The sequence below is a fragment of the Jeotgalibacillus marinus genome (assembly GCF_040801915.1).
Classification (GTDB): Bacteria; Bacillota; Bacilli; order Bacillales; family Jeotgalibacillaceae; genus Jeotgalibacillus; species Jeotgalibacillus marinus.
Map to the genome: position 1 here is coordinate 81,496 of NZ_JBFMIA010000010.1, position 26,290 is coordinate 107,785.

A 26,290-nucleotide genomic window follows, 5' to 3' on the forward strand; every position below is an offset into this window, starting at 1 on the left:
TATCGATCTTAGTTTCTTGCATCTTCTCTTTTCTTCAATTCTTTGGTTCCTCTACAGACATGTACAAACTTAAAAGTGGATTGTACATTAAGGTTAAGGTTTACTTGAATACGCGTACTATCAATAGTTCTTATGTTACACTTGAAAAGGACTTTAATAGTCTAAATATTTTGTATGATTAGGAGGAGATGAACAGAAATGTTTATGAACAAGATTTCATCAATTAACAAACTGTTTTTAACCACTCTATTACTCTTCGGTCTGTACGTGCCGATGGGAGCTGGGGCTTCAAGTGAAGTTCAAGAAAATAACGAGGAGCGGAATTTTGCTACAGGTATAAATCCTGCTATCACAACACTTGATGATGGTCGTATATTTGTTGCATATGAAAAAGATGATCAACTTTTCACACAAGTAGGAACGCCTACGAGTCATGAAGTTGAATGGACAGATCCTTTAACTTTTGAGCGTAAAGGTGATTGGCAGAACCCATCGTTAGAAGTTGCAGAAGGCATGGTCTATCTAACTCATACGGATAAAAATCCTTCTTCTCCTATCGTTTATTACAATGTAGGAGAAGTAGCAATAGACGGTTCCGTTGATTGGGTTGTAAAACTACATTGGGGTAACATCGTAGGAGAGGGTAAGAAATATCATCTTGTAAACCTTAAAAACAACCCTACAAAACATAATATGATTTCTATTGTATCTTCACATAAAGGGTATATTTACGGCTTGGAAGGTTGGACTACCTCAACATACTTCATGTACACGAATGGGATAAAAATGCAAAATGAAAGAGGTGTGAATCCAAGTATTACGTCAATAAACGGAAAATCAGTCCTACAAATTAACCAAGGATATGGAGATCAATTTCTTTACTATAAATTTGGAGAGATGACTACAGAAGAGGGGAGAATAGAATGGTCAACTCCTTTTATTTATGATCATGGTTTTGATCCCGTTGCTATTCAATTAGAAAACAATCATATTTTAGAGGCACATGGATTAACGGGTAATATAACTACTTACAGTTTAGGAACGATACAAGGGGATAACATCGATTTTTATAATAAGGATAATTTGTTAGCATTAGGATATAATCATGATCTTTCTTTGTTAAACGATGGAAGAGTCATCGATGTTTACGAGAATGGTGAAGGGCAATTATATTATCAACTAGGACGTTATGTAGACGGCAATATGGAATGGTTTTGATCAAATATTAGGAAAAATAACGAATAGAAAAAAAAAGCCTTTCGGTGTCCTTATGGATGCAGCAGGGCTTTTTTCGATTTGAAAACATCAAGAACAATCGGAAACTAACGAGGAAACCATGCCTATCCCCAGTATACCAACCCATGCAGAAGCATCCACTATAGTTTTTGGTTTACACCCTCTTGGTTTCTTCCAATTTCACATTAGAAGACGCCAAACCGGCGAGGGGAAGTTTTGGGGTCTTGCCCCTTTTTTAAAAGGGGCAAGACCTCATTGATGCATTTGGATTATCATTAACACAGGCTTTAAGATATGGAAAGATAGAGGAATATTTAATAGAATAAGTACGTGAACAAAGACTTTTTTATAGAGTAAAACTTTTGAAATATTGTTATAGATTAAGTTTTTTATAGGCTTGAAAAAAGTTCAGATAATGTCTTACACAAATAAATGAAAAACAGGGTAGATGGTGATGTAGATTTGAAATAAAGTCACGATGTTTATAAAAAAGGTGCGATGTTTTGAATAAAGTCGCGATGTTTATAAAGAAGATGCGACGTTTTTTCCTTTTGGAAATGGTTATAAAAAAGTCTGATCGTTTGTAAAAAAGTTAGATCAAAAATCCTGTGTTTATATGCAGGCTTTTTTCTTGTTCAGCAATCGGGCCATTTAATAGAATAAATGATTGTGTAAACTTGAATATTTTGAAATAATTAGCGTTGAATTAAAGGACAGCATTATGGAAAGAAGTTCATGCTGCTAAATATAAGTTAAATAAGTTGATAGATGGAGGTGAAATGAAATGGTGAGAAATAAAGTAGCACTCATTGGATCAGCTGTGATTTTATGTGTATGTATGTATTTATATTTTCCGTTTCCTGATAATGAAATGATAGATGCACGTTCTACCTTCATGTCATTTCCAATCAGTAATCAAGATGGATATAATATGCTTGGAATATTTGGATCAGTATTGTTTATAATCGCCATGATTTTACTCGTCAGGGGCATAAATAAATACCATTTTCGAACTATAGTAATCGCTTTATTCGGTTACACATTATTACCAGTGTTACTCATTACAATGTACCAGGAAACGTTAGCGGATGGTATTGCAGCCATTTCTTACGATGGAAAGGGCACCTGCCATTTTGAGCATGTGAGTGAAGACGTATTAAATGGGGAATGTAATCTCCTCTTACATAATCGAAGCAGTGAAATGGTGTCATTTGAGATAGAATTCTTGGATTCATTTTTCAGGGATGATGATATACGTATGGAGTCACTCATGAATGTAAATGGTCCCCATAGTATAACGATAGAAGCAAATCGCGAAAAGTCTATCCAGCTGAAGGAATTACTTAACTTATCAGATGTTCCCAATCATATTTTCGGAGGAACATCGATGAATATTCATATTAAATTAATTGATGGGGAAACTACTCGCGTTTTGTAATAGATCCTCTTCTTACAAATTTTGTTCAAGCTAAAATGTAATGAAGTCGCATGAATTTATTCAAGAAAAGGGAAGGATTGCGGAGTAGAGGAGGGATAAGTTAAGCATTATTCCATCTATCCTGTTTTTGGAATAACATAGGTAGAAAATGATCGATCTTTTTTATAAAAATCAATATTTAAACTGTCTTTTGTTGATTACAAATAAAGTTGTATCGATCACAAAAAAGATGTACCTTTTACAATAAAGTTATACTGGTTTTTATTTAAAAGTCTTGCAAAAGCTCTACGTCTTCAACGATTTGCTCATAAGGAACATCGATTGAAACTTCATATTGTTCAAGGATGCGATTGCCAATCATTAAATAAATAGAGCTGCTATGCATAAATTGACCGGAACCTTCCAGTTTGGCAGCAGGTGCGAGGAATCCATTGTTCGCAAATGATTCAATTTCTGTTTGTTTATAGCCAGAAATGAATTCCCAATTTGAAAAATCAGCACCAAATTGTTCACCAAAGGTTTGTAGAACTTCAGGTTTGTCGTTTTCAGGATCAATGGAGAATGACACAAGCTGATAATTCAAGTTTTTTGCGTTTAATTCATCTTGTAGTTGAGCCATGTTATATGTCATCGGTGAGCACACGGTATCACAGTTTGTGAAAATAAAAGAGGCGAGCCAAATATCTTCTTCAAAGTTTGCTGTATTAAATGGTTCTTCATCTTGATTCACAGCATTCAACGCACGTACTTCCCCATTTAACGAAAAATGTTTATCCAAATCAATGGAAGAAGAGCACCCTTGAAGGAGAAATAAAAGTAAGAGTGTAATCCCCTTTTTCATTCTTGAGCACTACTTAGAGATAAATCTTCTGTTACAACCAACTCACTGAATTCAGGTTTTTCTGTTAAGAATTTAAGATCATATGAAGAATCTGCGAATGCTTGAACAACTTCAGCATCCACATCTGTTGTGTACGTTACGCGTTCAAAAGCGTTTGCGACGATGGACTCATCCAGCCGTTGGTTTGTAATTTGTTCAATTGAATCATTCGCAATCGTTTGTGATTCTTCAGGATTGTCGTTGATAAATTGAACGCTTTTTTCATGAGCTGAGCTAATTTTTTTAATCAGATCATTATTTTCTTCTAATAATTTACCGGTTGTGACGAGCACCGTATTTGGCAGGGTTGTGCCGTAAGCAATTTCGTCGGTATCAATGATCACTTTTGCACCTTCTGCCACGAGAGTAGAAGCCCATGGCTCTGGAACGGCCGCCAAGTCAACCTGACCTGATTCAAACATGCCTTGGTATTGTGCTGGGTTACCAGTGACGTGCTTTAGTGTTCCACCGATTCGTGCAGAAGTAATGCCTAAGTCTTGTAAGAATGTTTCCATCTGAACATCATGTGTACAGCCAATTCCAGGTGTGATAAACGTTTTATTGTCAAATTCATCAACACTTTCAATCCCACTTTGTTCACTTGCTACAACAACGGTTCCACCAGACGAAGCACCGGAGATAATTTTTACATCCGCTCCATTGGCGTAGTTATTCATCACAGGTCCGGGTCCTACAAGACCAGCATCGATATCCCCCGTTTTTAACGCGATCATAAATGCACCACCGTCAGGAAATGTTTTATAGGTTACATTTATGTCGTCACCAAGTGCTTCTTCATAATAGTTTTTTTCTTTCGCGATCATAGCAGGAACGTGATCTATGTTTGGGAAATAGCCAATGACTACTTCTTCTTTGTCGCCAGCTGAGTCGGATGAGCAAGCAGATAAAACCAAGATGGTGCTTGCAGCAAGTATGAATAATAAAGAGTTTTTCCTTTTCAAAGCTTTAGCCTCCAGTCATTCTATTGTGTTTCAAGTCCCCATTTTTTTAGGACATTTTTTTCAACGCGTTGGAAAAGCAGTAGATCGACCATAATTCCAATGAGCATGATGATGAGCATAATCGCAATGACTCGGCTCATGTCTCCAAAATCTGATGCGAATTTTAGTGAATAACCAAGACCGGGGCCTGTGCTCAAGAGTTCACCAGCCATCAACGCCCGCCATGCAAAAGCCCAAGCAAGGCGTGTTCCTGTGACTGCATGAGGAATAGCAGCAGGAAATGTGACTTTCCAAAATAGCCGGAAACCATGGTAGTTCATCGTACGTGCTGCTTTGATAAAAAGAGGGGGGACATTTTTAATCCCCGTACGAATATTGATCGTCATGACCATCGTGGCACCAAGGACGACAATAAAGGTAACCGCCATTTCATTTAGTCCAAACCACATAATTGCCAGAGGAAGCCACACAATACTTGGTACCGCTTGTAAAGCAAGAATCAATGAACCAAGTGTTTCATCTGCTGTGTTGGATTTTGCTAAAAAAATTCCTATTAGTAGTCCTAAAATGAGTGCGATCGCTAGGCCGACGAATAATCGTCTGAAGCTTGCTACAAGATCGTATACTAATGTTTTATTGCTAAAGCCTTCATATAAAGAAACAAACACATCCGTGGGTGCAGGGAGGAGAGATGGAGACACATCAAATGCCATAACCGCTGCTTGCCAAACTGTAAACAGGAGGATATAAAAGATCAAGCGTTTAACGGCTGGCTGCATGAATTTTCTCCTTTTCTGACCTTATCAATCTCATTTTTTAATAAGGATTGTATTTTTTCTTCGTATATTACTAGGTCTTCTTTCGATTGGGACCGTGGTCGAGGAAAATCTAATTCTAGTATTTCTAAAATAGAACCAGGTTGTGTGCCCATTACCACAATTCGATCTGATAACTTCAATGATTCAGAGATACTATGTGTGACAAATAGTATGGTCTTTTTCGTTTCTAGAAACACATCCTCAAGTATTTCATGTAAACGGGAGCGTGTTTGTTCATCCAAAGCGCCAAACGGTTCATCCATTAACAGGAGAGCGGGGTCCATTGCTAAAGCTCGAGCGATTGCCACACGCTGTTGCATGCCTCCAGAAAGTTCGTGTGGAGAATGTTTCGTGTAGTTGCTTAATTGAACCATGCTTAAGTAATGATGTGCTTTTTGTCGTGCTTCTTCTTTGGGCATATCTAAAAGCAATGGAAACATCACGTTTTCTTCTACGGTAAGCCACGGAAAAAGTGCGGCTTGTTGAAAAACCATTCCGCGTTCTTTACCTGGACCCGTGATTTCTTTGTCTTCTAACAGGATCTTACCGTCTGTTGGAGGAACTAATCCAGCAACGATGGAGAGCAATGTGGACTTACCACACCCCGATGGACCTAGGATGGAAACGAATTCACCTTCTTTTACATCAAGCTGAATAGATGAAAGGACTTTTTCCGAAGTGCCTCGCCCTTCAAACACTTTATTTACGTTTTTGATGCTTAAAAACATGTCATCACCCACTTTTCTGTCTATTCCTATGTATTTAATCGGATTTGTATGATCATTATAGCTGAAGAAAAAGTAAAGTCAATATGCGTTTTTCTTTTTACCATGCAATGAGGTGTGTTGTGAATTGATCTAGTAGGGTTTTATAGGAATAAGTTTTGTATTAATCAATTGAAAAAGTATATTATGGTATGCCAATTGGGGGGAAGAAGTACGGAATTTCTATAAAGAAAAATAACCGGAATGGACAGCTGCCCATTCCAGGTTTATTTTCCAACACTATATTTTGTTGCATTTGCATTATGTATGAACCTACTCGTGAATTTCACGCAAAAATGTATGGATATGATCACCAGTCCACGCTTGAGTATGAACACTGATTAATTTCCAACCTTCTGCCCCTAATTGATTAAGCTCTTTGTCCCTCTGTTCTAGACGTTTTTTAGATCTAAACCGGGGTATATGATCAAAAGAGACTGTTTTATATTCGTATTTGGTCACTCGAATCCCTCCTGAATTTATTGCTTTAATTATATTAAAAAACTAAGCGCTTGGGGAGAAAATAAATGCCTTCCCAATATGTAGCGGATAAAATAATGAGCAACCTCTGACTTCTGATGGGTTGACCTTTATTTTTTATGCCACAATTTTCCTCCTGCTATGATCCAATCACAGTACGTTTAAAAAAACGTTACTTGTCTTTGGAATACAAAAGGAATATATAAGAATAGTAGATATAATGGCAAAAATACCAGCAAAAAAGTTAAAAAACTCATCATTATATTATTCATATTGGAACCAATAAAAATACTAACAACCATAATAATAAAGTAGATGAAAGCAAATCTTTTATAAGGAAGCAAAAAAATCCCCCCTCTATTTAGTTCAATCATACACGAATGAAGAGGAGTTACAAAAGTATTATTAACAAAAATTCAATTTTTTGCAAGTTAAACCACGATGCAAAATGGTCAAATGAACGACATGATCCTAAGTGTTTTCAATACCCTTTTTCGTAATCAACTAAATTAATCGCAGGCTTTTCGCCATCTACATAGTTTTGTAGATTTGGAATCAAGATATCTTCAATGACACGTTGATTGTAATATTCGGTTGCACCAGCTGTGTGAGGGGTGACGATGACATTTTCAAGTTCCCATAGCGGGTTGTTGTCATCAATCGGTTCTTTTTCAAATACATCCAGCCCTGCTCCGGCAATTTTCTCTTCTTGTAGTGCTTTAATAAGTACTTGTTCCTCCACAATTTCTCCTCTGCCGATGTTAATGAAAAAGGCAGAATCCTTCATGGCATCAAATTCTTTTTGACCAAATAATTTGTCTGTCTCTTTTGTCAGTGGCAGTGTAACAGCAACGTAATCACAACGAGGTAAAATCGTTGTCAGTTCACCAAGTGTGTGCATTTCATCAAAAAATTCTTCTTGCTGTCCGCTACGTCGAACACCGAGTACGTTCATCCCAAACGCTTTCGCAATTTTAGCGGTTTCTTTGCCGATGGCCCCCGTTCCGATTAGTCCAAGCGTTTTGCCGTGCAATTCTAAATTAAGATTGGCATGATGCCACGTTTTTGTTTGTTGTTGACGAACATACGCATGAATTTTTCTGGTGAGTCCAAGCATCAGGGCGAAAATGGTTTCTGAAATAGGATTGGCATGAACACCATTTGAACTCGTGAGTAGATAGTTTCTATTCTCAAATGTTTCGAGTGGAAGGTTATCAACCCCGGCGCTCCATGATTGTAACCATTTCAGCTTTGACTCACTAGTTAGCAAATCATTCAGTTCCTTTTTCCAACCAGCGATGATTTCTGCATCCTGAACATGATCTTTCCAAACGGACTGGTCTCTCCCAGCTATCACTTCCCATTCAGGTACAACATTATGTAGTTGATCTAGTAACAATGGGGCTAGATTTTGTGTAACAACGAGCTTTCTTTTCACCATAGGATCTCCTCCAACTTGTTGATAACTTTATTTTATCAGAAAATGCAGTTAAAACGGTTATGGATGATCGCTCATGGTGATAGAGGACTCATGAATATCTTGTATTATAAAATTAGTTGAGTTGTTCTTAAAAAACAAACGACATTTAATAAAATAGACTGAAAAATAATAATATTAGTAATATAGTGATAGTTTTTAGTAAATAATAAGAGGTTATGATATAATCTCATTATTGTTTAAATATTTTAATAGTACTAACAATTCAAAAAAGGGGGAATTACATTGAAAAAACTTCACCTAGTAGCTTTATTCACACTCATGGCTCTTCTTCTTGCTGCTTGTGGGACAGATGATGAAAGTAATGGTTCAGGAGAAGGAGAAGAAGAAGAAGGTACAACATTATACAAAGTCGGCATTGATACAACTTATCCACCGTTTGAGTACGAAGAAGACGGCGAATATGTAGGCATCGATATCGATGTGATTAGCGCAATTGCAGACAATCAAGGCTTCGAAATTGAATTTTCAGCAATGGATTTCAGTGGGATCATTCCTTCATTGCAAGCCGGTCAATTGGATATTGCGATGGGTGGAATGAGTATTACAGATGAACGTAAAGAAACGGTTGATTTTTCCGATCCATATTTTGATTCAGGTTTAACGTTAGTAGTAAATGAAGACAATTCAAGCATTACCACAATGGAAGATTTAGCTGGCAAAACAGTTGCAGTTAAAAATGGGACAACAGGTGCTCTTCACGCGGAAGAACACGCCGAGGAAATTGGATATGAGGTAAAACAGTTTAATGACAGCCCAGCGATGTTCCAGGAAGTAGCAAATGGAAATGCCGATGTCCTGATGGAAGATTATCCTGTCATTGCCTATGCAATTGCACAAAATGATCTTGGACTACAGATCGTGGGTGACCGTCTCAATGGTGACCAATATGGAATTGCTGTGTTAAAAGGTGAAAATAGTGACTTACTTGAGCAAATCAATGCTGGTCTTGCTGAGCTTAAAGACAGTGGCGAGTACGATGAAATCATGAGCAAATATTTAGCTGAATAAGCAGTTAAGATAAAGCGTGCCAAAAGCGCGCTTTATTTAATGAAGGGAGAAGATAGAAATGGGTGTAATGATAGACGCTCTTCCATATTTAATGGACGGTCTGAAGGTGACCATATACATATTTGTTATTGCAATCATATTTGGCTTTTTAATCGGATTAGTCATTGCTCTCATGCGTTTGGCTCCATTAAAAATATTAAACTGGATTGCGAGTGCGTTTATTAATGCGATCCGTGGAACACCATTTATTGTCCAACTGTTTTTCATTCATTTTGGTTTGAATCAACTCGCATGGATCTCATTCGAAAGTACGACGTCAGGTATTATCACAGTGGCGCTTAATGCAGGTGCATACCTTGCTGAGATTATAAGAGCAGGGATTCAGTCCATTGATAAAGGTCAAAACGAAGCAGCTAGATCCCTTGGTTTGACGGGTGTTCAAAATATGCGTCATATCATTCTTCCTCAAGCGTTCCGTCGGATGCTTCCTGCTTTTACAAACCAAGCGATTATTAGTTTGAAAGATACTTCTTTGCTTTCCATCATTGGAATCGCTGATTTAACACAAAGAGGGCAAGTCCAAACAGCTGCAACATACAAAGCATTCGAAATTTGGTTTGCAGTGGGAGTTATTTATTTTATCGTCATCTATTTACTTACGCTACTAGGTAATTTCCTTGAAAGGAGATTTGAACTTCGATGAGCATAATACAGGTGAAAAACTTAAAAAAATCATTTGGTAGTCTGGAAGTATTAAAAGATATTAATGTAGAGATTCAAGAAAAAGAAGTATTGTGTGTGATAGGTCCTTCGGGTTCAGGAAAAAGCACGTTCCTTCGTTGTTTAAATCGATTGGAGGATATTACAGATGGTCACGTCATCGTTAACGGTCATGATATTACGAATCGTAAGACGAACATAAACAAAGTGAGACAAGAGGTTGGCATGGTATTTCAACAATTTAACTTGTTTCCGCATAAATCAGTTCTAGAGAATATCTTGCTTGCTCCAATGAAAGTGAGATTAAAATCAAAGGAAGAAGCAAGGGAAATAGCACTCTCTCTTCTTGAAAAAGTCGGTTTAAAAGAAAAAGCAAATGGTTATCCAGGCGAATTGTCAGGCGGACAAAAACAACGTGTAGCGATTGCTCGTGCACTTGCGATGGACCCTAAAATTATGCTTTTTGATGAACCGACATCAGCACTGGACCCAGAGATGGTGGGGGATGTACTTGAAGTAATGAAGCAACTTGCCGTCGAAGGGATGACGATGGTTGTTGTCACACACGAAATGGGCTTCGCTCGTGAAGTTGGTGACCGCGTTCTTTTCATGGACGGAGGTTATATTGTCGAAGAAAACGAACCAAACGCTTTATTTAGAACACCTCAACACGAACGTACACAAGCATTTTTAAGTACAGTATTATAAGAAAAGTCGAGGGATGCTCCTCGACTTTTTGATTGTCTTAGAAACTTTTGTTTAAAAGAAGAAACCAATCAACTGTTGAAGACAAAGAGAGTCGACTGATGTTTTGAGTCTTATGATTGTCGCAGCTAAACGCCCGCTTCCACTTTCATTCTGTTAAACTAATTATTATATACAAAGAGAATTTAATAGTCGAAAAGGAGAGTGGATTCGTATGCATATATTTCAAGGAGAAGTAGTCCATCAACCAACTCAACGTGTCACTCATGTTACTGCCAGAAAGTTAGTGGGGGACGACTACTTCATCATAAGTAAACTTCAGCAAGAACTCGTAAATGATCTGTCAGATAAAGAGACATTCCAACCGCTTACTGAAGACGAACTCAAGTATATATTAGAAGGAAGCGGCTTGATCATTGGTGTTTTTTCAGAGAATGAGCTTATCGCATGTAGATCACTCCTATATCCAGGAGAAAATTATGATAATTTGGGTCGAGACTTAGATCTTTCTTATGAGGAACAAATGAAAGTAGTCCATCAAGAACTTTCCCTTGTGCATAAGAATTATCGTGGAAATGGGTTACAACAAACGCTTGCAAAGGTAATTATGCAGGAGTTAAAGGGTTCATCAACGTATTTTACCCATTTGTGTTGCACGGTCTCGCCAATGAACATCCCGAGTTTGAAAGACAAATTTAATCAACAAATGGTCATTATGGATGTAAAGGAAAAGTATGAAGGATACCTGCGATATATTTTTTATAAGCATCTTAATCATGACATGACAGTTGATTTAAACACTTATGTTTACATTTCAATTGATAAACCAAACCGACAAAAAGATTTTTTAGCAAGTGGTTATGTTGGGGTGGGTTTAAATCAAACGGATGAAGGTACGTGGGTTGTGTTTGGGAAATTAATAGAATAAAAAAACGTAGATCATTTCAGGCAATCTCTAAATTATAGCTATACTATTACTCTAAAAAAGATGTCTTGATCGGTATGGAAAAAGGAAAGTAAACGATCTCAATGTGCACGTACCTAAAAATGTTGTGATACAATAAATTGAAAAGTGAGATTTTTCATTATAGTTAGGGGTTGATATTATGGGAGAATTTGCACTTCTAGCACTTGGAATTGCAGCAGCTGGTTACTTCATTGGTGAGGGGCTTAAAAATTTCAAAAATCCTGATTCAGTATCAAAACTAAAAGAATGGGCTATTTTTGAGGATCATACGCTAATTCCAGAGAAGAATGTCCATAATCATCTGGGTATCTCAAAAGAAGATACCACCATGCTTATCGAAGAACATCCAGATATTCCGCATGTAGTTATAAATAATAACACTTACTATACAGAAGAAGGATTGAAAGAATGGCTTAAGAAAATCGGGAAATAAAAAGAGATTTAAATTGTATTTCCTTATATTCACCATATGGGAAAGAGGCAAAAAGGAGGCAATTGTGTCCCTGTTTAGCAAATGAAGAGCAAGTATTAAATGGTACCGGTTATCCAGCAGGTGGTGTTCCATCATTTGGGTTTGATGCTGTCTTCTTAATTGATCCAAAAGTAATAGAATTAGAGTATGTCTATACAGGTGGTGGCTCTCCAAATTCATTAGTGAAAGTTAATGTAAAAGAGTTGCTAGAAATCAATAATGGGATAGTTGTACGTGTAAGAAAGTGAGGTTTGTACGTCACTTTACGCGGGTGCGATACGTTTATCGAAGTGTGTACGTTACTTATCCGCGGATGCGACACGTTTATCGAAGGTTGTACGTCACTTATCCGCGGATCGTGTCAAATGTCCTATCGTTGGTTAATTAACAGCAGAGATCTTTTTTTCTTTCTGTTCATTGACAAATTGGGAAGAACGTAGACCATACAACGTTATACAAAATAGCGTTAAACTTGATGAGAAAACGACCCACTCGGCTGGTAATAGATCAAATATGAAACCATATAGAATCATACCTATTGGTGCAATTGCAGAGGCAATTGTTTCGATGAGTGCAAAAACCCTTCCTCTCAATTTTTCAGGTGTATTCTTCTGTAATGAGACCATTAATGGAGTATTAATGAACACAAGAGTAGATCCAATTAAAAGTGCAACTCCCATGTAGTAAAACAATAGACCTAACCCTTCAAAACTAATAAGGAGTGGTATCGCGATTGAAGCTATAAAAGCAGACAAAAGAAGCAATCCGTTTCTCATCGTATTAATAGGATTTTGAAATTCTTTCCTAACTGATAATAAGATAGACATTACTAACATTCCAACTGCTAAAGCCCCTTCAATTAAACCAAATTGTTGAACACTTACCTCTAATTCTTGAACCACGATGAAAGGAAGTCCAATAAACAGTGACGCAGCGAAGAAATTCACCCAGAAAGCAGTCGTAACTACAACAAATAGCAATCTAGTTTGGTACACATATTTATAACCTTCTTTAATACTAATCCAAAGAGTGGCATCTTTACTTTTCTTTGTTTCATTCTCTTCTTCATCATTCATATAAAGGTTAAAGTTTATACGCATCTCAAGTGTTGTTGTAATTGCATAACTAATAACATAAATAAGTAAGAAAATTTCAATCGACAATACGCCAAACATTAATCCACCTAGAACAGGTCCTAAAATAGAAGCTGAGGAAGTAGCTGATTGATTAAAAGCAATGATTTTCTGAATACGTGTTGAATCGATAATATTTGGAATAGAAGAGGTTAAACCGATATTGGAGAAAGTTGAACATATTGCTAATAAAGCAGCAGTTACGTAAATTAATGGAAGGTATAATTCATACATTATTGTTGTAATCAAAACGGTCGACATAATTAATGTAGCTGACAATTGAGCTGTTACAACAATTAATTTTCTAGGGAATTTATCTGCAAGATGACCTGCAATAGGAGCAAATAAAATTCTTGGTACTGACCCACACACGAGTGTGATTGCGAAACCGGTAGCGGACCCTGTAAGCATTAAAACATATAAACCAATTCCAAACGTATAGACACTAGACCCGATCGCTGAAATAAACTTACTAGTGGTAAATTTCCATAGATTTAAGGTTGCCTGTTTATATTGATCAGTATTTGTCATATAAGCCACTCCTTTAAATTATTTAATTTTACTTTTTAGGATTTTCTTCAATTGAGATTTTGCTTTGAAAACGCCTAAAATTTTAATTGATTCTATTGTTTTAATTGCCAACTCCTCGTCAATATCATCTTCTAAAATAAGCATCCCTAATAATTTAATGTCCATTTTTTCATTTGCCTTTAATAACTTTTCAAGATCCTTTTTACTATATTTTAGGACGCCAAGTAGTATTGCTTTATTTACTACAATTTCGTCTACTATGCCCGCATGAGAAGTCAATTGATTTCGAATAGCTGATTTTATAAGATCAGTCCTATTTGAATAAAAACCTTGCTCTACCAATAAATCAATTTTTCCTAAATCAACTACATTCATATTAACCGTTATTTTTTCTGTGTCTGCCATTTCAAAATTCCTCCAATCAAAGATTATAATTACATTTTAACACAAAAACCATCCGTATGGATGGTAAAAGTATATTTTTTGGATGTTCTAAGGGGAGGAGCGTAGGATGAGCTCAAGTTAGATGGTTGGAACGCTTCTTCAATTAAGGGAATGGGTTCACCTAACTGATGGAGATCGAGTTGCAGTCTTTTCAACGGAGTGGATATATTTATTAAAAGATGCAGGCGCAACGTTTGATCTTATTAAGGGTTCGGAAGGAAGAACCGCTGTCACGTATACTGTAGAGGAAAGTTTCTATGCAGCAGCGCAACAAAGTTATGAATATAATTTTCAAGAATCCATAATAGTAGAGCAGGGCGAAATCGAAGGTCTAGCAGATTCCATTTTATATTTACCTGTGAACCCTTGGCAACGACTGGAAACGGAACAATCTATTTTTCTGTAGATCACGGCGAGACATGGACAGAAGAGAAACATAATAGAAAAAAGCGGCCACCCGTTATGAGTGGCCGCTACTATTTTACCTAAAAAAATGAAATTAATGTTCCGCCAATGGCTCCAGTTAAAACGATCATCCAAGGCGGCAGTTTCCAAAAGACCAGCATACTGAACAAGATCGCAGCGAATGCAAAATCAATGGATGCCATAATCGAGCTTGTCCAAATCGGGAAATAAAATGCGGAGATTAGAATACCTACAACCGCTGCATTTACGCCCATAAGAGCTCCTTTGATTTTCGGATTTTGACGTAGCTGATTCCAAAATGGCAGTGTTCCTAGAATAAGAAGAAAAGCGGGTAGGAAAATCGCAAATGTGGCGAATAATCCACCTAGCCAGCCATTCATCACAGCGCCAAGATAAGCGGCAAAGGTAAACAATGGACCAGGTACAGCTTGTGCAACTCCGTATCCAGCAAGGAAGGCTTCTGAACTAACCCAACCAGTTGGCACAAATTCTCTCTCAAGTAGTGGTAAAACAACATGTCCGCCACCAAAAACAAGGGAACCAGAGCGATAAAAACTATCAAACATCGCCATCCAATGCGACGAAGTAACTTCTCTTAAAATAGGAAGTGCAATGAGCAAACCGAAAAAAAGTGCTATACAGACAGCGCCAAATCGTCTAGAAATAGGAAATGAAAAACTTTTTTCTTCGTCAGATCGTTGTTGTTTAAATAGCAGAAAACCGGCGAAAGCTGCGAGTAATATCACGCCCACTTGTGAAAACGTGGTTTGCCAAAGTAAAGTGGCTGTTAGTGCAAATAAAGCAATGGCTTTTCGTTGAAGATCTGGTGTCAGCTTTTGAGCCATACCAAGAATGGCATGTGCAACAACGGCTACAGCCACAATCTTTAGCCCATGTATCCAGCCAGCATCCGACACATCGAAGTTTTGAACAACTAGAGCAAATAGGATTAGTGCGATCACAGAGGGTAATGTGAATCCTAAAAACGATATAATTCCTCCAAGCGTCCCAGCCCGAATAACTCCGATACCAATTCCTATCTGGCTACTTGCAGGACCGGGTAAGAACTGACAAAGGGCCACAAGATCTGCATAGCTTTTTTCGTCCATCCATTTTTTTCTGCGCACATATTCTTCATGAAAATATGCTAAATGCGCAACGGGTCCACCGAAAGAAGTAAATCCAAGCCTTGTGGAGACTAGTAAAATTTCGAGTAATGATTTAAGTGTAACTTTCTGGTTCATATGTATCCCCTTTCGTTCATTTTCTAAAACAATTCACAAAGTGCATTCCTATTTGTGCAAAATAGGTACAGCATTTTTTAGATATAGCGTTTCGACATTAGAAGACATAGTTGCAGTTTAACAAAATCGAACGGCCAGATGGGTATTTTAATAAAAATTTTACAAACTTACGCAAAAAACCATCCCATGCATATACATGCAGGATGGTTTGTATGTAGCGGGTTGTTCCCGCTAATGAGTGATTAATGAGCTGACTGTGCCAAACGTACAAGTAAGTGTGCCAATTGGTGGCGTTGATCTTTGTCACCAAGCTTCCAAAGCTCTTGCAATAATTTTTCTTCACGGTTTCGTGGTTCTTCATTATTCGCTAAATAACCGGCGACTTTCTCAGCAGCTTTTGTAAGTCCTTCTTCACCTAACCCAAGCCTTTCACCCTTAGCAACTTGGTCACCTAGATAGGATTTGAAGTGATCAAAATTCCCTAGGATTTCTTCTTTTTTCTCAGGATCAGCATGAAGAGCTTGTTCAACTTTGTTTTCAACATTATCCATATTATCCATTGTAAAACCTCCTGACTTGTATTCGTTACACGTATAGATTCCCCAAAATTTGAGAAAAAACACTATAGGATGAAAATTAATATGTTCCTCTTGATGACAGGTATTAAAGAAACATTCACGTTCGCTTGTGTTGTAGCATTCCCATGGATATCAATTATTACAGAAATTTTTTAAAAATTAACCCATCTTTTTTCAGTTATCTGTTACCCTAATTTATAATCATTAAATAGGGAGTGGTAGCGATGGAGATTAGACGAGTGCAAGTGGAAGATGCAAAACAATATCGTGCATTTAGACTAGAGGCGTTAAAAAATGCTTCCCAAGCATTCGGGGCAAGTTATGAAGAAGAGATGAATGACTCAATCGATAAACACAAAAGTCGGTTCAGCTCAGAAGATTCTTTTACATTTGGAGCATTTAATCAGGAGAAGTTGATAGGTGTTGTGACTTTGGTACCTAATAAGCTAATAAAAATCCAGCATAAAGCGAATATTCTAGCCATGTATGTGACACCAAGTCAGCGTGGAGAGGGTGTAGGGGCACAGTTGATGGAAAAGGCAATCGAACAAGCGAAGAGGCTACCTTCCATTGAACAAGTCCTACTAACTGTCGTCGAATCAAATCTTCCTGCAAAAAAACTCTATTCATCATTGGGTTTTGTTCCTTTTGGTTTAGAAAAAAATGCGATGAAGGTGAACGGAGAATATGTCGATGAGGAGTATATGGTGCTTTTTTTAGGTGAATGATTTAACTCAAGAATCTAATTCCGATGAAGTTAGCTGAGTCGGAGCAAACTTCGATAAATAGCTGGTAAGCTTCGATATTCTTACTCAAAACTTCGATAAATAGCTGGTAAGCTTCGATTTTCCTATTCAAAGCTTCGATAAATAGATACAAACTTCTATATTCCTACCAAAGACTGCGAAAAAGCAGTCTGGGTGTAAGAAACTACGCCAATATCTTGTATCAAACCTCAATTATTGCTATGTTTACCCTATATACTTTTTTTCGTTAGTCGAAAGATACCAAGTGCAAGACGATAAAACTGAATCTTTCGTGAAATGGTTTAATATGGATACTGTTTGGGTGAGCAAAGCGAGCTGACAGATCGATTACAATCTGTCAGTAAGTGGTTCATTTTGTCGTTTAAAATCACCGTTTTTTCCGCCGGATTTTTCTTTTAAAAATGTGGGGCCGATGACCATTCCTTTATCGACTGCTTTGCACATATCATAAATGGTTAATGCACAGACTGAGGCTGCTGTTAAAGCTTCCATCTCAACGCCTGTACTGCCTTTCGTTTTCACCGTTGCATGAATGGACAGTTTGAATTCTTGTTCAAGCCTTTTCCAATCGAATGTAAGGTCGATACCACTGATGGGGATGGGGTGGCACATGGGGATGATCGCTGACGTTTGTTTGGCAGCCATAATACCAGCGACTTGGGCAACGGCTAGAACGTCTCCTTTTTTCATTGTTTGTTGAGTGATACTCGTATAAATTTCTTCATTTACTAAAATACTAGATTGTGCAGTAGCTGAGCGGTGGGTCTCTTCTTTTCGCGTAATATCCACCATTTTGGCTCGTCCTTGATCGTTAAAGTGAGTAAAATTTGCCATCATAAGCACCTCTTTTAAAATCATAAAGCAATTGAAGCTATTGTACCATTGATGACACGATCCAACGAATTTATTAAGAAAGTAGCTGACTCAGCATGGTTGAAAGAAGAAAGCCAATTCCTGTGAGTGAAGCAGTGAGCCGAGTGGTGGGGCTCGCTAAAACGGGATTGACTGAACGAACACATATAAATGAAGCACATGGGCGGACGCTTGGTGAGGACATTGTTGCCGTTCACCCAGTTCCTCCTTTTGACCGTTCTCCTTATGATGGTTTTGCCATACGTGCCGCTGATTCGAGTGAGGCCAGTCGTGACAATCCACAAACCTTTACTGTCATTGAAACGATTGGTGCAGGTTATGTTGCTTCAAAGGAAGTAAGAGAATTTGAAGCTGTGCGCATTATGACAGGTGCCAAGATCCCTGATCAATGTGATGCAGTCGTGATGTTGGAACTCGTGTCTGAAACAGTTGAACATGGTGTTGAACAAATGACGATTAAGCGACCTTTCAAGTCTGGAGACAATATCTCATTTAAAGGAGAAGAAACGTCAGAAGGCACCGTACTTATTCGCAAAGGGAAAAAAATCAATCCAGGCGTGATCGCTGTGTTAGCGACGTTTGGCTATGAAACGGTTGAGGTGGTCAGGCAGCCAATCATCGGCGTCTTCGCAACAGGGTCTGAGTTGTTGGATGTCAGTGAGGAGTTGCAACCAGGCAAAATTCGCAACAGCAATGCGCACATGGTGGCAGCACAAGTTGAACGAGCCGGAGCACAGGTCAAGATGTTTGGAAAGCTAACGGATGATCTTGAAAGCTGTTATCAAGCCATAAAGGAAGCGTTGAAAGACATTGATATGTTGATTACAACAGGCGGCGTTTCAGTAGGAGATTTTGATTATTTACCAGCCGTTTATGAAAAACTTGGTGCAGAAGTATTGTTTAATAAAATTGCCATGCGTCCTGGTAGTGTGACAACGGTTGCTCATTTAGATGGAACGTTTTTGTTCGGATTATCGGGTAATCCATCGGCTTGTTATGTAGGGTTTGAACTTTTCGTTCGACCAGTTGTTAATATTCAGCTATTTGTTGATAAGCCACATTTACTCCCTGTTCAAGCGAGATTGACGGAAGATTTTTTAAAGCCTAATCCATTTACTCGTTTTGTCAGGAGTAAGCTGACGTTTGATGGTGGATCGTTACTTGTTACGCCAAGCGGTTTTAATAAATCGGGTGCTGTAACATCGCTTGCTGCAACGGATTGTATGATCGTGCTACCTGGGGGAACGCGAGGCTTTCAACAAGGAGACGTAGTGAAGGTATTATTGCTAGAGTCAACTGAAGGAAGTGAATGGCCTTGGGGGTGAAGCCACCCATTTTACAAGTTGTTGGGTTTCAAAATAGCGGAAAAACGACGGTTGTTTCAACGATGATTCAGTGTGCTAGCGAACATGGATTCAGACTAGGATCGATCAAGCATCATGGTCATGGAGGGACGCCAGATCGATCACATGATGAAAAAGATAGTGATCGACATCTTCGTGCAGGTGCCGTGATGAGCGCGGTGGAAGGTGGAGGCGCTCTCCAATTAACAGCAAACAAGCAAAGTTGGCAACTTGATGAGATTTTGCCTTTTTATCAAGCGATGAATCTTGATGGCATTTTGGTAGAAGGCTATAAAAAAGCATCTTATCCAAAAATCGTCATGCTACGAGAAAAAGAAGACTTGTCGCTGCTTGACGATCTTTGTGGAATCGTTGCCGTGATTCACGATTCATCAATTAAAAAAAGTGACCTCCCTATTCGATCCTTTTTATTTGAAGAGAAAGAGCTTTATTGTTTATGGTATATTGATTTTTTGAGGGAGCGATAGGAATGTTTGTGATTACAAAAGAGCCCATTTCCATTGAGGAAGTGACAAAAAAGGTTGTCCGACGGAATGCAGGTGCCGTGGTTAATTTTATCGGAACGGTTCGTGAATTGACGAAAGGTAGACGAACGCTAGCTTTGCATTATGAGGCCTACCCTGCGATGGCACAAAAGCAGTTAAAGAGAATTGGTGATGAAATCCAAGAACGTTGGCCAGAGGCTGTCGTAGCTATCACACACCGGACTGGCAGTCTTGATATTTCAGACATAGCCGTCGTTATTGCTGTATCGACACCACATCGCAAAGATGCTTACCGAGCAAACGAATACGCTATTGAACGGATCAAGCAAATCGTACCGATATGGAAAAAAGAGAAGTGGGAAGATGGAGAAGAGTGGATTGGTGATCAGCTCGAAAAAACTACTTATCCAAAAGGACAACCTGAGGAGGTGGAAGCGCCATGATCAACGTACAATGCTTTGCTCATTTACGCGAAAGGTTGGGGCAAAATGAGATTACTGTCGATCACAACCGTATTAGTGTAAAGAACTTGCTTGAAGAACTAGCGGAAACGTATTCGCTTCAAACGGATTCGTTCATGGTAGCTGTGAACGAAGAGTATGCAGATCATGACGACATCGTTAAAGCTGGCGATACAGTTGCACTTATTCCTCCTGTTAGTGGCGGGTAAGGCGATTATGCAAAAAGAAAATCATCTTATTGGTGTGATCCTTGCTGGCGGGGGGTCAACAAGATTTGGAACACCTAAAGCATTTGCAAACTATAAAAATAAGCCGTTTTACCAACATGCGATAGACGCACTCGCTTCACATGTCGATCACATTGTGATTGTCAGTCATCCATCGATTCGAGCGTGTTTTGAAGTGAAAGATGACGTTGATGTGATTGAAGACATCGAACCATTTATCGGCAAAGGTCCTTTGTCGGGATTGTATACAGTGATGAAGCAATTTCAAGCTTCTTGGTATATCGTTTTACCATGTGACATGCCACAGTTTAATACGATCGCTGCTGGGAAGCTCGTGTCTGAGATGGATGATCATTATGAGGCGATTGTTCCACAAGTAGCCGGTAGAATGAATCCGCTTTCAGCTCTTTATCAGAGTCATTCTTTCATTCATTTAAAACAACAATTAGCAACTGGGAATTATCGAATGATTGATTTTATCGATCGATTGTCTACATCTATCTTAACTGAACAGCAGCTAGAGTTAGATGAACATTATTTTCAAAATGTGAATGATCGGGATGCTTATGAGCGCTTACGTGAATAACTAGGGATCATTACAAATGAAGTTAGAAAGGAGGCAGAAGACAATGGAACCCATAAAAGATCATTTATCAAGACCTTTACGAGACATTCGAATCTCCGTAACGGATCAGTGTAATTTCCGCTGCTCTTACTGCATGCCAGCAGAAATATTTGGTCCGGATTTCGCGTTTCTACCAAAAGAAGAATATTTAACTTTTGATGAAATTTATGAACTCGTTTTAGCAATGGGTGATTTAGGTGTTGAAAAAGTTCGCTTAACGGGTGGAGAACCTCTGTTAAGAAAAAATTTACACGAACTTATCGCGAAGTTAAATAAGATTGAATCGATCAAAGACATTGCCTTAACAACGAACGCCATGCTGCTTCCGAAATATGCGATGAAGCTAAAAGAAGCGGGGCTTAAACGCGTTAATGTAAGTATGGATGCGATTGAAGAAGAAGTTTTCAAAAAGATGAATGGTCGATCCGTCAGCACGAAGCCGGTGTTAAAAGGGATTGCAGCCGCAAGAGAAGCGGGTCTTGAAGTGAAAATAAATATGGTCGTGCAAAAAGGGGTCAATGATGATCAAATCGTCCCGATGGCTTCTTATTTTAAAGATAAAGGAATTACGCTACGTTTTATTGAGTTTATGGATGTTGGTAGTACGAACGGATGGAAGCTCTCATCAGTTGTTACAAAAAAAGAAATTGTTGACATACTTGACAAACATTTTCCAGTAGAACCGCTCAATGAAGCTTATTTTGGGGAAGTGGCGAGTCGTTACAGATATGCCGGGACGAACATAGAGGTTGGGGTTATCTCATCTGTATCTGATTCGTTTTGTTCGTCTTGTACAAGAGCAAGGATATCAGCTGATGGCAAGTTATATACTTGTTTATTTGCAACAGAAGGATATGACTTAAAACCCCTTATGCGCAACGCTCTTTCGATGGATGAAGTAAGCAACGCCATTTCAGCGCTATGGAATAAAAGAAGAGACCGTTATTCGGATGAAAGAACCGAAGAAACGGCAAAAAATCGTCCGAAAATCGAGATGTCATATATCGGTGGGTAAGAGGCAGTTTATATTTAAGGGGGTATGTGAATGCTTGAAGATCATCGTAAAAAGTCACCCAAAAAAATCGTATGCAAAGTGATAACGGTCAGTGATACGAGAACCGATGAAACGGACAAAAGTGGGAAGAAGATTAAAGAACTCCTAACACAACAAGGGCATGAATGCGAATTCTATGAAATTGTGCCGGATGAACGTTTATTGATCAAAAGAGCTGTTAAAAATGGTTTACATGACCCTAATATTGACGCGGTGATCGTTAACGGTGGAACCGGGATCTCAAAACGAGATGTCACGATTGAAGTCATTCAGTCGTTACTTGAAAAAGAGTTGGTCGGATTTGGAGAGATTTTTCGTTTTTTAAGCTACAAAGAGGATATTGGGTCAGCGGCCATTTTATCTCGTGCCACTGCCGGCACTTCTTTGGAAACCGTTGTCTTTGCCATTCCGGGATCAACGGGTGCGGTCAAACTAGCGATGGAAAGACTCATTCTCCCGGAGATTGGTCACATTGTTATGGAGCTTCGTAAGTAAATAAATGGATGAGTTAAATTTAATCAATTGTACCATTTTTGGTAAAAAATATATATCAACAAGAAGAAATTTTCCAGAATGTTTTACAAAAGTGAGGAGAGATAGAATGCAGGTTCGTATCAATGGTCAAAATATGGAGGTTTTGGATTCCCAATCAGTATTAGACGTACTTAGAACTCACTCGATCGAAGTGCCAGATGTTTGTTACCATCCAAGTCTAGGGGCAATTGAAACATGTGATACGTGTATCGTCCAAGTGAACGGAGAATATGTGCGTTCATGCTCGACGAAACTACAAGCTGGAGATGTTGTTGATACCGTGGCTCCAGGGGTTAAAGAAGCTCAAGTCATCGGAATGGATCGCATTTTAAAAAATCATGAACTGTATTGTACGGTTTGTGACTTTAATAATGGTGGTTGTGAAATACATAATACCGTAAAAGAAATGAAAGTTAACCACCAAAGCATGCCATTTGAACACAAGCCTTACGAGATCGATGATTCGAATCCGTTTTATCGGTATGATCCTGACCAGTGTATCCTCTGTGGACGTTGTGTTGAAGCGTGTCAAGATGTTCAAGTAAACGAAACGTTGACAATAGATTGGACACTCCAAAAGCCTCGTGTCATTTGGGACAAGAACTCGAAAATCAATGAGTCTTCTTGTGTATCATGTGGTCACTGTTCAACAGTTTGTCCGTGTAATGCCATGATGGAAAAAGGCATGGAAGGAGAAGCAGGATTTCTCACTGGAATTGCCAAACAAACGCTGCGCCCAATGATTGAAATGACAAAAAGCGTAGAAACGGGCTATGGATCAATTCTTGCCATTTCTGATATGGAATCTGCCATGCGAGATGAACGTATTAAGAAAACGAAAACCGTTTGTACGTATTGCGGTGTAGGTTGTAGCTTCGACGTTTGGACGAAAGATCGTAAAATTCTTAAAGTTGAGCCACAAGTTGAATCGCCTGCCAATGGGATTTCCACGTGTGTAAAAGGCAAGTTCGGTTGGGATTTTGTAAATAGTGAAGAACGCATTACAAAGCCGCTTATTCGTGAAGGTGATGCTTTCCGGGAAGCCGAGTGGGAAGAAGCGCTTGAGTTGATTACCTCAAAATTCTCCCATGCAAAAGAGACATACGGTCCAGATTCAATGTCATTTATCAGTTCGTCTAAGTGTACAAACGAAGAATCTTATTTGATGCAAAAGCTCGCTCGTGGTGTCATTGGAACGAATAACATAGACAACTGTTCTCGCTATTGTCAAACGCCTGCAACGGTGGGTCTATTCAGAACGGTCGGATATGGAGGAGATTCTGGTTCCATTACGGATATTGAAATGGCTGAGCTCGTTTTAATTGTTGGCTCAAACACGTCTGAATCGCATCCTGTTATAGCGACACGTGTGAAACGATCGCACAAATTAAATGGGCAAAAGCTGATCGTATCAGATATTAGAAAGAATGAGATGGGTGAGAGAGCAGACCTCTTTATTCAACCAAATCCAGGTACAGATATCGTTTGGCTTCAAGCCATCACAAAATACATCGTTGATAAGGGATGGGCGGATAAAACCTTCCTTGAAAATCGGGTAAATGGCTTGCAAGAATATGTAGCGAGTCTTAAAAATTACACGATGGATTACGCAGCAAAAATTACTGGTATTGACAAAAAAGTATTGATTTCAATGGCAAACACCATTCATGAAGCAAAGACAACATCGGTCCTGTGGGCAATGGGCGTCACGCAACATTTAGGTGGCAGTGATACAAGTACAGCGATTTCAAATCTTTTGCTGATTACAGGTAACTATAGTAAACCTGGAGCGGGGAGTTATCCACTGCGCGGTCATAACAACGTACAAGGGGCGAGTGATTTTGGTAGCATGCCAGATCGATTCCCAGGCTATGAGCCTGTAGCAGATGATGACGTCCGTGCGAAGTATGAAAAAGCGTGGGGCGGAGAGATCCCAGCTGAACCAGGCTTAAATAATCATGAAATGGTTGCAGCTATTCATGATGGCAATCTTAAAATGATGTATTTAAAAGGGGAAGACATGGGGCTGGTTGATTCGAACTTAAACTATGTTCATCAAGCTTTTGAAAAACTTGATTTCTTCGTTGTTCAAGATCTCTTCCTTTCCAAAACAGCCGAGTTTGCAGATGTTGTATTACCTGCAAGTCCGAGCCTCGAAAAAGAAGGAACGTTCACCAACACAGAACGTCGAATACAACGGTTGTATCAAGTGCTAGAGCCGATGGGCGAGTCTAAACCTGATTGGGAAATTATTCAGAACATCGCAAATCGACTAGGTGCAGATTGGAATTTTGAACATCCAAGTGAAATTATGGCAGAAGCCGCTTCATTATCTCCACTGTATGCAGGGGTTACGTATGAACGCCTAGAGGGTTACAAGAGCTTACAATGGCCGGTAGCTGCAGATGGAACCGATTCGCCTTTGCTATTCTTAGATGGTTTTCCTTTCTCAGATGGAAAAGCGCGTCTTTTCCCAGTGGAGTGGACCAAGCCGCTAGAGTTTGATAAAGAATATGATATTCATGTCAATAACGGTCGTTTACTTGAGCATTTCCATGAAGGAAACATGACGTACAGGTCAGAAGGAATCACGTCAAAAGTACCGAAAACGTTCCTTGAGGTGTCTCCAGCGTTGGCAAAAGAAAGAGGGCTACAAGATGGCACACTTGTCCGTTTAACCTCTCCATATGGCAGCGTGAAAGTAGAATGTCTCATTACAGATCGCGTTCGTTTCAAGGAAGTGTATCTGCCAATGAACGCTAGAGGAGAAAGTGCAATCAATTACTTAACAAGTAGTTATGCAGATAACATAACCGACACTCCTGCCTACAAAGAAATAAATGTGAAGCTTGAAGTTTTGCGTAAGAAAGGTGAAAGTCCATTACCAAGAATTAACCACCGTTTCGGAAACCCTCAGCCGCAAATGGGGGTACAGGTAGAGAAAAAATGGGCACGTGCAGACTATATCTTCCCTGGTGATCTTGTGAAGAAAAAGGAGTCGAATAAACATGGCTAAGGCTACAAAAGTTATCCATCGAATTCAACCAAGCGAGGAAGAACTTCGACAAAGAGATTTAGCAAGTATTGAAACGAAATTGCTTGAAAACAAAGAAGCCATTGAAGAATTACTTGAAATGCTAAAGCATCTGAACGACCGTGGGGTTCTTGAAATGGGTACGTCCCTTTTTGGTCAAGGCGATAAAGTAATGGACATCCTTGTAAAAACAATGGATAACAAAGAAACAACGAATACGATGAAGAATTTACTTTTAATGCTCGGCACACTTGGTACGTTGAATGTTCAGCAACTTGAACCGCTCATTTTAAAAATGAATACAGGAATTGCACGCGTTGCAGAACTCGATGAGGAGAAGGAGAAAGCTGGTTATCTTACCCTTCTTCGCAGCTTGAATGACCCAGATGTAAAACGAGCAATGGCTGTTGGTATAACGTTCATGAAGGGTCTTGGTGAAAAACAAGATGATTTAGAACGAACCACCCAAACACCAGAAGAACAAGTACGCAATAAAAATGAAAAACAAAAAGAAGACGCAAAAAGAGGGCATGGCGGAAACGAGCCAATGAGTCGTTTA

The 26,290-nt window shown here is 38.9% G+C and carries 29 protein-coding genes and 1 pseudogene; 19 read left to right on the plus strand and 11 right to left on the minus strand.

From position 1 onward, the window contains the following. The first annotated feature begins 198 nt into the window (after positions 1-198). The gene (locus tag AB1471_RS11645; RefSeq protein ID WP_367779938.1) at positions 199-1,218 is read left to right on the plus strand and encodes a hypothetical protein; all 1,020 of its coding nucleotides are present in this window, start codon (positions 199-201) and stop codon (positions 1,216-1,218) included. An 802-nt stretch (positions 1,219-2,020) separates the two neighbouring features. Further along, positions 2,021-2,674 carry a hypothetical protein gene (locus AB1471_RS11650; RefSeq protein ID WP_367779939.1) on the plus strand — a complete coding sequence of 218 codons (654 nt, stop codon included), beginning with the start codon at positions 2,021-2,023 and terminating at the stop codon, positions 2,672-2,674. A 265-nt stretch (positions 2,675-2,939) separates the two neighbouring features. Here AB1471_RS11650 and AB1471_RS11655 read toward each other — a convergent pair whose 3' ends face one another. From AB1471_RS11655 to AB1471_RS11680, 6 genes are all read right to left on the minus strand, one after another. After that, positions 2,940-3,515 (minus strand): SCO family protein, encoded by a 576-nt coding sequence (locus AB1471_RS11655; RefSeq protein ID WP_367779940.1) that lies wholly within the window; start codon positions 3,513-3,515, stop codon positions 2,940-2,942. Then, positions 3,512-4,516: an ABC transporter substrate-binding protein gene (locus AB1471_RS11660; protein ID WP_367779941.1), complete on the minus strand. Its 1,005-nt coding sequence runs from the start codon at positions 4,514-4,516 to the stop codon at positions 3,512-3,514. Before AB1471_RS11660 ends, AB1471_RS11655 begins: the two co-directional genes overlap by 4 nt. A 20-nt stretch (positions 4,517-4,536) precedes the next feature. After that, positions 4,537-5,295 (minus strand): ABC transporter permease, encoded by a 759-nt coding sequence (locus tag AB1471_RS11665; RefSeq protein WP_367779942.1) that lies wholly within the window; start codon positions 5,293-5,295, stop codon positions 4,537-4,539. After that, positions 5,271-6,062: an ABC transporter ATP-binding protein gene (locus AB1471_RS11670; RefSeq protein WP_367779943.1), complete on the minus strand. Its 792-nt coding sequence runs from the start codon at positions 6,060-6,062 to the stop codon at positions 5,271-5,273. The genes AB1471_RS11665 and AB1471_RS11670 overlap by 25 nt, the downstream gene beginning before the upstream one ends. Before the next feature lie 309 nt (positions 6,063-6,371). Next, positions 6,372-6,560 carry a DUF4177 domain-containing protein gene (locus AB1471_RS11675; RefSeq protein WP_367779944.1) on the minus strand — a complete coding sequence of 63 codons (189 nt, stop codon included), beginning with the start codon at positions 6,558-6,560 and terminating at the stop codon, positions 6,372-6,374. A 499-nt stretch (positions 6,561-7,059) separates the two neighbouring features. Further along, entirely contained in the window at positions 7,060-8,019 is a 960-nt protein-coding gene (locus tag AB1471_RS11680) for a D-2-hydroxyacid dehydrogenase (RefSeq protein WP_367779945.1), read from the minus strand. 282 nt (positions 8,020-8,301) lie between these two features. Between AB1471_RS11680 and AB1471_RS11685 the strand changes: the two genes are divergently transcribed. From AB1471_RS11685 to AB1471_RS11710, 6 genes are all read left to right on the plus strand, one after another. Continuing rightward, positions 8,302-9,087 carry a transporter substrate-binding domain-containing protein gene (locus tag AB1471_RS11685; protein ID WP_367779946.1) on the plus strand — a complete coding sequence of 262 codons (786 nt, stop codon included), beginning with the start codon at positions 8,302-8,304 and terminating at the stop codon, positions 9,085-9,087. Between the two features lie 58 nt (positions 9,088-9,145). Further along, positions 9,146-9,790 carry an amino acid ABC transporter permease gene (locus AB1471_RS11690; protein ID WP_367779947.1) on the plus strand — a complete coding sequence of 215 codons (645 nt, stop codon included), beginning with the start codon at positions 9,146-9,148 and terminating at the stop codon, positions 9,788-9,790. Beyond that, on the plus strand, positions 9,787-10,515 hold the full coding sequence (locus AB1471_RS11695) for an amino acid ABC transporter ATP-binding protein (RefSeq protein ID WP_367779948.1): 729 nt from the start codon (positions 9,787-9,789) through the stop codon (positions 10,513-10,515). The genes AB1471_RS11690 and AB1471_RS11695 overlap by 4 nt, the downstream gene beginning before the upstream one ends. Positions 10,516-10,726: 211 nt before the next feature. Beyond that, positions 10,727-11,440 (plus strand): GNAT family N-acetyltransferase, encoded by a 714-nt coding sequence (locus AB1471_RS11700; protein WP_367779949.1) that lies wholly within the window; start codon positions 10,727-10,729, stop codon positions 11,438-11,440. Between the two features lie 178 nt (positions 11,441-11,618). Continuing rightward, on the plus strand, positions 11,619-11,912 hold the full coding sequence (locus tag AB1471_RS11705; protein WP_367779950.1) for a DNA-binding protein: 294 nt from the start codon (positions 11,619-11,621) through the stop codon (positions 11,910-11,912). Positions 11,913-11,974: 62 nt separating this feature from the next. Then, a complete protein-coding gene (locus tag AB1471_RS11710; protein ID WP_367779951.1) occupies positions 11,975-12,199 on the plus strand; it encodes a YbaK/EbsC family protein in 225 nt (74 codons plus the stop codon). 132 nt (positions 12,200-12,331) lie between these two features. Here the strand turns inward: AB1471_RS11710 and AB1471_RS11715 are convergent, their stop codons facing one another. Together AB1471_RS11715 and AB1471_RS11720 are read right to left on the minus strand one after the other, a co-directional pair. Then, positions 12,332-13,615: an MFS transporter gene (locus AB1471_RS11715; RefSeq protein ID WP_367779952.1), complete on the minus strand. Its 1,284-nt coding sequence runs from the start codon at positions 13,613-13,615 to the stop codon at positions 12,332-12,334. Between the two features lie 18 nt (positions 13,616-13,633). Further along, positions 13,634-14,020 carry a CopG family transcriptional regulator gene (locus AB1471_RS11720; RefSeq protein ID WP_367779953.1) on the minus strand — a complete coding sequence of 129 codons (387 nt, stop codon included), beginning with the start codon at positions 14,018-14,020 and terminating at the stop codon, positions 13,634-13,636. 121 nt (positions 14,021-14,141) lie between these two features. Between AB1471_RS11720 and AB1471_RS11725 the strand changes: the two genes are divergently transcribed. After that, positions 14,142-14,465, plus strand: a complete 324-nt coding sequence (locus AB1471_RS11725) for a hypothetical protein (protein ID WP_367779954.1) — start codon at positions 14,142-14,144, stop codon at positions 14,463-14,465. A 79-nt stretch (positions 14,466-14,544) separates the two neighbouring features. On the opposite strand, the gene AB1471_RS11730 is transcribed toward AB1471_RS11725, so the two are convergent. Together AB1471_RS11730 and AB1471_RS11735 are read right to left on the minus strand one after the other, a co-directional pair. After that, a complete protein-coding gene (locus tag AB1471_RS11730; protein ID WP_367779955.1) occupies positions 14,545-15,729 on the minus strand; it encodes a chromate transporter in 1,185 nt (394 codons plus the stop codon). 242 nt (positions 15,730-15,971) lie between these two features. After that, positions 15,972-16,280, minus strand: coding sequence for a DUF3243 domain-containing protein (locus AB1471_RS11735; protein ID WP_367779971.1), 309 nt, complete (start codon positions 16,278-16,280; stop codon positions 15,972-15,974). A gap of 251 nt (positions 16,281-16,531) precedes the next feature. Here AB1471_RS11735 and AB1471_RS11740 point away from each other — a divergent pair, with 251 nt between their 5' ends. Continuing rightward, positions 16,532-17,035: a GNAT family N-acetyltransferase gene (locus AB1471_RS11740; RefSeq protein WP_367779956.1), complete on the plus strand. Its 504-nt coding sequence runs from the start codon at positions 16,532-16,534 to the stop codon at positions 17,033-17,035. Between the two features lie 366 nt (positions 17,036-17,401). On the opposite strand, the gene moaC is transcribed toward AB1471_RS11740, so the two are convergent. After that, complete coding sequence (gene moaC / locus AB1471_RS11745) at positions 17,402-17,908, minus strand: cyclic pyranopterin monophosphate synthase MoaC (RefSeq protein ID WP_367779957.1); 507 nt, start codon at positions 17,906-17,908, stop codon at positions 17,402-17,404. A 95-nt stretch (positions 17,909-18,003) separates the two neighbouring features. Between moaC and AB1471_RS11750 the strand changes: the two genes are divergently transcribed. From AB1471_RS11750 to AB1471_RS11790, 9 genes and pseudogenes are all read left to right on the plus strand, one after another. Next, the gene (locus AB1471_RS11750) at positions 18,004-19,272 is read left to right on the plus strand and encodes a molybdopterin molybdotransferase MoeA (RefSeq protein ID WP_367779958.1); all 1,269 of its coding nucleotides are present in this window, start codon (positions 18,004-18,006) and stop codon (positions 19,270-19,272) included. Next, entirely contained in the window at positions 19,257-19,778 is a 522-nt protein-coding gene (gene mobB, locus AB1471_RS11755; protein WP_437342363.1) for a molybdopterin-guanine dinucleotide biosynthesis protein B, read from the plus strand. The genes AB1471_RS11750 and mobB overlap by 16 nt, the downstream gene beginning before the upstream one ends. 2 nt (positions 19,779-19,780) lie before the next feature. Beyond that, positions 19,781-20,239 (plus strand): molybdenum cofactor biosynthesis protein MoaE, encoded by a 459-nt coding sequence (locus AB1471_RS11760; protein ID WP_367779959.1) that lies wholly within the window; start codon positions 19,781-19,783, stop codon positions 20,237-20,239. Next, positions 20,236-20,466, plus strand: a complete 231-nt coding sequence (gene moaD, locus AB1471_RS11765; RefSeq protein WP_367779960.1) for a molybdopterin converting factor subunit 1 — start codon at positions 20,236-20,238, stop codon at positions 20,464-20,466. The genes AB1471_RS11760 and moaD overlap by 4 nt, the downstream gene beginning before the upstream one ends. Continuing rightward, on the plus strand, positions 20,405-21,070 hold the full coding sequence (locus tag AB1471_RS11770; RefSeq protein ID WP_367779961.1) for a molybdenum cofactor guanylyltransferase: 666 nt from the start codon (positions 20,405-20,407) through the stop codon (positions 21,068-21,070). Before moaD ends, AB1471_RS11770 begins: the two co-directional genes overlap by 62 nt. A gap of 43 nt (positions 21,071-21,113) precedes the next feature. Continuing rightward, positions 21,114-22,124 carry a GTP 3',8-cyclase MoaA gene (gene moaA, locus AB1471_RS11775; protein ID WP_367779962.1) on the plus strand — a complete coding sequence of 337 codons (1,011 nt, stop codon included), beginning with the start codon at positions 21,114-21,116 and terminating at the stop codon, positions 22,122-22,124. Positions 22,125-22,154: 30 nt separating this feature from the next. Beyond that, a complete protein-coding gene (locus tag AB1471_RS11780) occupies positions 22,155-22,658 on the plus strand; it encodes a MogA/MoaB family molybdenum cofactor biosynthesis protein (RefSeq protein WP_367779963.1) in 504 nt (167 codons plus the stop codon). Between the two features lie 106 nt (positions 22,659-22,764). Next, a complete protein-coding gene (fdhF, locus tag AB1471_RS11785) occupies positions 22,765-25,713 on the plus strand; it encodes a formate dehydrogenase subunit alpha (protein ID WP_367779964.1) in 2,949 nt (982 codons plus the stop codon). Beyond that, positions 25,706-26,257: pseudogene (locus tag AB1471_RS11790) on the plus strand (helical membrane plugin domain-containing protein); the annotation flags it as partial. The gene fdhF and the pseudogene AB1471_RS11790, both read left to right, overlap by 8 nt. Positions 26,258-26,290 lie beyond the last annotated feature (33 nt).

Bases quoted from the DNA above. Each gene is read 5' to 3' on its own strand.
- AB1471_RS11750 (WP_367779958.1), top strand. From the start codon at position 18,004: ATGGTTGAAAGAAGAAAGCCAATTCCTGTGAGTGAAGCAGTGAGCCGA.
- AB1471_RS11680 (WP_367779945.1), bottom strand. From the start codon at position 8,019: ATGGTGAAAAGAAAGCTCGTTGTTACACAAAATCTAGCCCCATTGTTA.
- moaD (WP_367779960.1), top strand. From the start codon at position 20,236: ATGATCAACGTACAATGCTTTGCTCATTTACGCGAAAGGTTGGGGCAA.
- AB1471_RS11730 (WP_367779955.1), bottom strand. From the start codon at position 15,729: ATGAACCAGAAAGTTACACTTAAATCATTACTCGAAATTTTACTAGTC.
- AB1471_RS11695 (WP_367779948.1), top strand. From the start codon at position 9,787: ATGAGCATAATACAGGTGAAAAACTTAAAAAAATCATTTGGTAGTCTG.
- AB1471_RS11770 (WP_367779961.1), top strand. From the start codon at position 20,405: ATGACGACATCGTTAAAGCTGGCGATACAGTTGCACTTATTCCTCCTG.
- AB1471_RS11670 (WP_367779943.1), bottom strand. From the start codon at position 6,062: ATGTTTTTAAGCATCAAAAACGTAAATAAAGTGTTTGAAGGGCGAGGC.
- fdhF (WP_367779964.1), top strand. From the start codon at position 22,765: ATGCAGGTTCGTATCAATGGTCAAAATATGGAGGTTTTGGATTCCCAA.
- AB1471_RS11720 (WP_367779953.1), bottom strand. From the start codon at position 14,020: ATGGCAGACACAGAAAAAATAACGGTTAATATGAATGTAGTTGATTTA.
- AB1471_RS11760 (WP_367779959.1), top strand. From the start codon at position 19,781: ATGTTTGTGATTACAAAAGAGCCCATTTCCATTGAGGAAGTGACAAAA.
- AB1471_RS11725 (WP_367779954.1), top strand. From the start codon at position 14,142: ATGGTTGGAACGCTTCTTCAATTAAGGGAATGGGTTCACCTAACTGAT.
- AB1471_RS11655 (WP_367779940.1), bottom strand. From the start codon at position 3,515: ATGAAAAAGGGGATTACACTCTTACTTTTATTTCTCCTTCAAGGGTGC.
- AB1471_RS11645 (WP_367779938.1), top strand. From the start codon at position 199: ATGTTTATGAACAAGATTTCATCAATTAACAAACTGTTTTTAACCACT.
- moaA (WP_367779962.1), top strand. From the start codon at position 21,114: ATGGAACCCATAAAAGATCATTTATCAAGACCTTTACGAGACATTCGA.
- AB1471_RS11690 (WP_367779947.1), top strand. From the start codon at position 9,146: ATGGGTGTAATGATAGACGCTCTTCCATATTTAATGGACGGTCTGAAG.
- moaC (WP_367779957.1), bottom strand. From the start codon at position 17,908: ATGGCAAATTTTACTCACTTTAACGATCAAGGACGAGCCAAAATGGTG.
- AB1471_RS11735 (WP_367779971.1), bottom strand. From the start codon at position 16,280: ATGGATAATGTTGAAAACAAAGTTGAACAAGCTCTTCATGCTGATCCT.
- AB1471_RS11650 (WP_367779939.1), top strand. From the start codon at position 2,021: ATGGTGAGAAATAAAGTAGCACTCATTGGATCAGCTGTGATTTTATGT.
- AB1471_RS11665 (WP_367779942.1), bottom strand. From the start codon at position 5,295: ATGCAGCCAGCCGTTAAACGCTTGATCTTTTATATCCTCCTGTTTACA.
- mobB (WP_437342363.1), top strand. From the start codon at position 19,257: ATGGCCTTGGGGGTGAAGCCACCCATTTTACAAGTTGTTGGGTTTCAA.
- AB1471_RS11700 (WP_367779949.1), top strand. From the start codon at position 10,727: ATGCATATATTTCAAGGAGAAGTAGTCCATCAACCAACTCAACGTGTC.
- AB1471_RS11715 (WP_367779952.1), bottom strand. From the start codon at position 13,615: ATGACAAATACTGATCAATATAAACAGGCAACCTTAAATCTATGGAAA.
- AB1471_RS11740 (WP_367779956.1), top strand. From the start codon at position 16,532: ATGGAGATTAGACGAGTGCAAGTGGAAGATGCAAAACAATATCGTGCA.
- AB1471_RS11780 (WP_367779963.1), top strand. From the start codon at position 22,155: ATGCTTGAAGATCATCGTAAAAAGTCACCCAAAAAAATCGTATGCAAA.
- AB1471_RS11705 (WP_367779950.1), top strand. From the start codon at position 11,619: ATGGGAGAATTTGCACTTCTAGCACTTGGAATTGCAGCAGCTGGTTAC.